General features: G+C 40.9%; 7 protein-coding genes. 2 read left to right on the top strand and 5 right to left on the bottom strand.

What is annotated here, in order from left to right:
* Positions 1–1,223 (bottom strand): aldehyde dehydrogenase (locus AB685_RS25475; protein ID WP_047973389.1); only part of this gene is annotated, 1,223 nt, incomplete at its 3' end.
* Positions 1,224–1,261: 38 nt separating this feature from the next.
* Positions 1,262–1,894 carry a ribonuclease H family protein gene (locus AB685_RS25470; protein WP_047973388.1) on the bottom strand — a complete coding sequence of 211 codons (633 nt, stop codon included), beginning with the start codon at positions 1,892–1,894 and terminating at the stop codon, positions 1,262–1,264.
* Positions 1,895–1,978: 84 nt separating this feature from the next.
* On the opposite strand from AB685_RS25470, the gene AB685_RS31855 reads away from it, so the two are divergent.
* Both AB685_RS31855 and AB685_RS25465 read left to right on the top strand, forming a co-directional pair.
* A complete protein-coding gene (locus tag AB685_RS31855) occupies positions 1,979–2,116 on the top strand; it encodes a hypothetical protein (RefSeq protein ID WP_198530588.1) in 138 nt (45 codons plus the stop codon).
* Positions 2,117–2,179: 63 nt separating this feature from the next.
* A complete protein-coding gene (locus AB685_RS25465; protein ID WP_012957520.1) occupies positions 2,180–2,431 on the top strand; it encodes a hypothetical protein in 252 nt (83 codons plus the stop codon).
* A 46-nt stretch (positions 2,432–2,477) separates the two neighbouring features.
* On the opposite strand, the gene AB685_RS25460 is transcribed toward AB685_RS25465, so the two are convergent.
* From AB685_RS25460 to nadC, 3 genes are all read right to left on the bottom strand, one after another.
* Complete coding sequence (locus tag AB685_RS25460; RefSeq protein ID WP_047973387.1) at positions 2,478–3,842, bottom strand: MATE family efflux transporter; 1,365 nt, start codon at positions 3,840–3,842, stop codon at positions 2,478–2,480.
* Positions 3,843–3,972: 130 nt separating this feature from the next.
* Positions 3,973–5,082 (bottom strand): quinolinate synthase NadA, encoded by a 1,110-nt coding sequence (gene nadA / locus AB685_RS25455; protein WP_277814313.1) that lies wholly within the window; start codon positions 5,080–5,082, stop codon positions 3,973–3,975.
* Positions 5,075–5,573, bottom strand: a 499-nt coding sequence (gene nadC, locus AB685_RS25450; protein ID WP_047973386.1) for a carboxylating nicotinate-nucleotide diphosphorylase, incomplete at its 5' end; no start/stop codon positions are given. The genes nadA and nadC, both read right to left, overlap by 8 nt.

Below are 5,573 nucleotides of genomic sequence, written 5' to 3'. Positions count from 1 at the left end.
CCAGTCCCACTCTCACCTACACCACCAAAAGGTAAGTAAGGAGTAGCTAAGTGCATCACCGTATCATTGATGCAACCACCACCAAAAGATACGTTTTCAGTAATTGTCGCTTCAACCTTTTTGCTTTCTGTAAAGACATATAGAGCAAGCGGGTTCGCTTTTTCACGAACTTTTTCTAAAACTTCATCAAGCGATTGGTACGTAAATATCGGAAGAATCGGTCCAAAAATCTCTTCTTGCATAATGGATGAGTTCCATTCTACATTCGTTAAAATCGTTGGTGTTAGTGTTCGGTTCTCCACATTGTAATGACCACCTAGTTGGACTTCACCATCATGTATAAACCCTACTAACCGTTCTAAATGACGCTCACTTACGACTTGCGGATAGGTTCTTTGCTCCAACGCTTTATCAAATAATGCTTTAGTATGCTTTTTGATCTTTTTCAAAAAGGTAGGATACAYTTTTTCATGTACAAGAACATAGTCAGGTGCTACACAGGTTTGACCAGCATTTAAAAATTTCCCCCATGCAATTCGCTTAGCAGCAAGGTCTAACTTCGCATCATCAGAAACAATAGCTGGACTTTTGCCACCGAGCTCAAGTGTTATGGGAGTCAAATTCTTTGAGGCTGCTTCCATTACGATCTTTCCGACTCCTACACTTCCCGTAAAGAAAATATAATCAAATGGCTCTTTTAATAGAGCTTGACTCACATCAACCGCACCTTCTACCGTTTTGATGTACTCTTCAKCAAAAGTTTCATCTAATAGTTTAGCAATCACTCTAGATGTGTGCGGGGTTAACTCTGAAGGCTTAACGATGGCACAGTTTCCAGTAGCGATTGCTCCGACTAAAGGAGAGAGCGCTAATTGAAGGGGATAGTTCCAAGGGGCAATAATTAAGGCCACACCATACGGTTCATAATGAATTTTTCCAATTGATCCGACATGTGAAGCAGGTGTTTTTACCTTCTCTGGTCTCATCCATTCTTTAAGATGCTTAAGCGTATGCGTGATTTCCTGATACGTTGGGCCAAGCTCTGTTAAAAAAGCTTCTTCATTCGTTTTATTAAGATCTTTTTTCAATGCTTCAAGCAACTCATCTTCATTTTGCTGCATGGCTTCTTTTAACCATTCTAATTGCTTTTTTCTGTAGCGGTACTCTTTTGTTTGACCAGTATAGAAGAACTGCTTCTGCTTTTCTCGTAACGACGTGTACATAGTTGGCCCCCTTTAATTAGTGTTTCTTTACTATAACTTTATTTTCTTCCGTAGTCTGCTTTGATCTCTCCCCATTTTTCCGTGTGCCATTTTAAGATTGGGTTTTGATAATCATTTTCCTTTAACCATTTTTCAGCACGATCCATAAGTGACCATATATACGCCGTTCGCTCGTTGCGATCAAGTGTTGAATTTGCTTTCTTTWGTTTGACCCATTTAATAGCAGTCATCGAATCTGAATAAATAGGTTTATTTGAACCTTGCTCTTTTAAATAGGCTAATCCATGGACAATCGCCAGAAACTCACCCATGTTATTAGTCCCAATATGAATTTCATCATGAGCAAATAAAATTTCACCCGTCTGCGTATGAACTCCTTTGTATTCAACAATTCCAGGGTTCCCTCTACAACCAACATCTACTGAAATGCTATCCCAGTTCACTTCTGCTACAACATCTACTTCTTTTTTTGCAGAAGTGCTCCTTTTGGTTTTTGATGGCGATCCCGATGTTGTTCCTCCACTAAAAGCTGCCTTTGCTTCAGCTTCTGACTGAAAGGACTTAAAACGAGCTCCTGTGAAGCCTTTTACTTGTGCTTCACATTCTGCCCAAGTGGTAAAAATACCTTTTTTCCGTCCATTCCAAACCACATAATATTTCTTTTTGGCCATCGTGACACCTTCTTCGTATAAGTTTTCGCTTTAATCAAATAGWAACAATGAAACCATAATTACACAACGAAAGGAGTACTGGTGATGACTAAACGTAATAAGCAACAAAATAAAGCACTTACTAATAACCAAACACCAACAGAAAGCATGTTTAATCAAGAAGTAGCAAGCGAAATGATTGATAATGGATCGRATAAAGCAAACGAGAAGAAAAAGAAGTAACCATGTATAAAAAATACCCTATTGGGATACCCTGTTAAAAAAAACGTTTAGGAGGGTAAACTCATGAACATTACGATTAATCGAAAGCGATCTGTGAAGGAAGTAGGAGATCTCGTAAGCACCAAAAGTAATAAGCTCTATGCGATTATCGAGGATAAGGGTGAAAAATATCCTTATCACCTCCTATGTCTAGAGAGCTTTACGATTATCGAAAGTTATGATGAGCTCCCTTCGAACCAAGAGATTGAAGAAGATATAGGTGAGAAGCTTGACGGCATTTACCAGCATCGTGATTCCCACATTACCTTAAATTAAAAAGGCTGTTTMAAAAGTGACCTGATCACCTTGAAACAGCCTTCTTCTATTTTCCTTGAGTTAATTCAACCTTCACACGTTCTTCTACCACACGCAGCCTCCATAATAGGGCCGCTGCACATACGGCTAAACCTGTGATCAGCCCAATCCAATAACCAAATGGACCAAATGCTGTATAGTTTGCTAAAACATAACCAGTCGGTAAACCGATCAGCCAAAATGAAACGAGCGCCATTACAAATGGAATGTTCACATCTTTATGCCCACGTAAAACACCTTGGATAGGGGTCGCAATCGCATCAGATAATTGGAAGAAGATCGAGTATATTAAGAAGGCTTGAATGAGTCTTGCTACAGTTGGATCATTCGTATACAGCCCAGAAACAGGCTCACGTAAGCCATAGATAATTAAACCAGCCACAAMACCCATTCCCACGGCAATCCAGATTCCCATCTTACTGTATTGCTTCGCATCGTAGAAACGCTTAGCCCCTACTTCATATCCAACAGCAATCGTTAATGTAAAGGCGATACTGAGTGGRATCATATATAAAAATGATGCAAAATTAATCGCCGCTTGGTGAGCCGCAATTGTCGCTGTGTCAAATTCACTCATTAATAATGTCACCGCTGCGAAGATACTCGTTTCAAAGAAAATTGTAAAGCCAATCGGTAAACCGAGTACTAATAATTCTCTCCATTTGGCAAGCGACACACCGTAAAAAGTCTTAAATATACGGTAAATCGAAAAAGGCTCAACACGTGAGACGAAATAAACAGTGACCCCAAAAATACACCAATACGTAATAGTCGAAGCTATGCCTGCTCCGACGCCCCCTAGTTCCGGGAAACCCCACTTTCCAAAAATCAGCACGTAGTTAAAAAATATATTAATTGGCAGTGCAAGCAAGGTGATAAACATCGTCACCCTCGTCTGCCCTAACGAGTCAATAAAACAGCGCAAAACAGTATGCATGAATAAAGGTATGATACCAAAACCTAGTGCGATCAAATAGTGATAGGCGATACGATGAACTTCTGGCTCAAGCGACATCAAACCAAGCAAAGGTTTAAGAGCAAGTCCACCAAAGATGATAATGACAATGGATAAAACAAGAGCTACGTATAACCCTTGTACGACTGTAAACGGAACCTCTTCTCTATTGCCTGCTCCTATACTTTGAGAAATCATCGGAGTGATCGCTAATAACACACCACTTAAACCAGTAAAAACAGGTAACCACAAGCTTGAACCAATTGCCACACCCGCTAAATCATAGGCTCCTGCTTGCCCAGACATCGTCGTGTCAAAGAAGTTCATTGCATACAACCCTAGCTGTGTGATAAGAATAGGCAACATGACTACTAGGAGCAGTTGTACTTTCTCCCGAATCGTCTTTGTCTCTCTCATCCAATCCCCCCTTGCCACTCTATATCAATTTAAAACTATGTAATTATATCACTACAAACCAAGTCGGTCACTCTTATTATCTCCACACTAAAAAAGCTATCAACATATATGCTGATAGCTTCGTACTATATTATAAAGACAGAAACATTCTCTCAATTGCAAGCTGCGCTTCCCTCGCTACGTCTGGCTCTACACGAATAACATTCTGTGGTGGTGTTCCACTAGCAATCACATCAAGGGTCCAGACGAAATGGGGCAGGTCAATCCGGTTCATCGTTAAACACGGGCATAAATCAGGATTTAGTGATTGAATCGAGAGGTGAGGGTTATTATTCATTAATCGTTTCACTAAATTCATCTCAGTTCCTATCGCCCACTTGCTGCCTCTCGGTGCAGCTTCAATCTGTTCGATGATGTATTTAGTGGACCCTGCATCATCAGCTGCTGTTGTCACTTCCCATGTACATTCAGGATGAACAATAATTCTTCGATCAGGTTCTTCTTTACGAATCTGCTCAATATGTTCTAAGCGAAATTTCTCATGAACCGAGCAATGCCCTTTCCACAAAATCATCTTCGCTTCTTTCATTGGATGCATGTTCTCTAATTGCTCTGTCTTCTGGTTCCACACGACCATATCTTCTAGGTTCACTCCTAGTTGATAAGCTGTATTTCTACCTAAATGCTGATCAGGCAAGAATAGAATCCGTTTCTTTTGTGCAAACGCCCACTGCAACATTTCTTTTGCATTCGATGAGGTGACCGTCGCGCCTCCATGCCTTCCCACAAAGGCTTTGATCTCAGCAGATGAATTCACATACGTAATCGGAATAATCGAGTCGCCAAATTGCTCAGCCAGCCTTGCCCAGGCGATTTCAGTCTGCTGTCGTGTTGCCATATCAGCCATTGAACAGCCAGCTCGCATATCAGGTAGTATGACGGTTTGATCTTCGTTTGTTAAAATATCAGCGGTCTCAGCCATAAAGTGGACACCACAAAACACGATATATTTTGCATGGGGATTCGTCGCAGAGACTTTTGCTAGTTGAAGAGAGTCGCCTGTGACATCGGCAAACTGAATTACCTCATCTTTTTGATAATGGTGTCCTGGAATAAATAAATCTGGGCCTAACTCATGTTTTCGTTTATAGGCACGAGCAATTAGCTCTTCATCACTCATCTGCTTATAGTGTGCAGGTAGCATCATTTGCGCCTGCTCGAAAATATCCATTTTAAGCATGGGTGACACCTTCTTTCACGCTCACATCAAGACTAATATCAAGTGCTTTGACAGAATGAGTCAGAGCACCCATTGAAATATAATCGACTCCACTTTCGGCATAGGCACGCAAAAGTTCGTGRCGAATACCTCCTGATACTTCGACGATAATCGATGGTGGAATAAGTTTTCTCCATTCTGCCGCATCCAACGGACTGCAGTTATCAAACATTATCACATCTACTTCTTCTACAATGGCTTCTAATACTTGATCACGAGACTCCACCTCAACCTCAACTTTAACCATATGACCAATGTTGCTTCTTACCTTCTGAATCGCTAGAGAAATCGATCCACCACATTGAGCAATATGATTGTCTTTGATTAAGACGGCTTCATTTAGACCAAAACGATGGTTGAAGCCACCCCCACATTTGACGGCATACTTTTCTAACATTCGTAGTCCAGGCGTTGTTTTTCGCGTATCACAAATACGCACAGACGAGCCCTTC

It is taken from the genome of Bacillus sp. LL01 (assembly GCF_001037965.1).
Note: the sequence above shows the minus strand (reverse complement) of the source record. Positions and strands in the feature narration are given on the sequence as shown.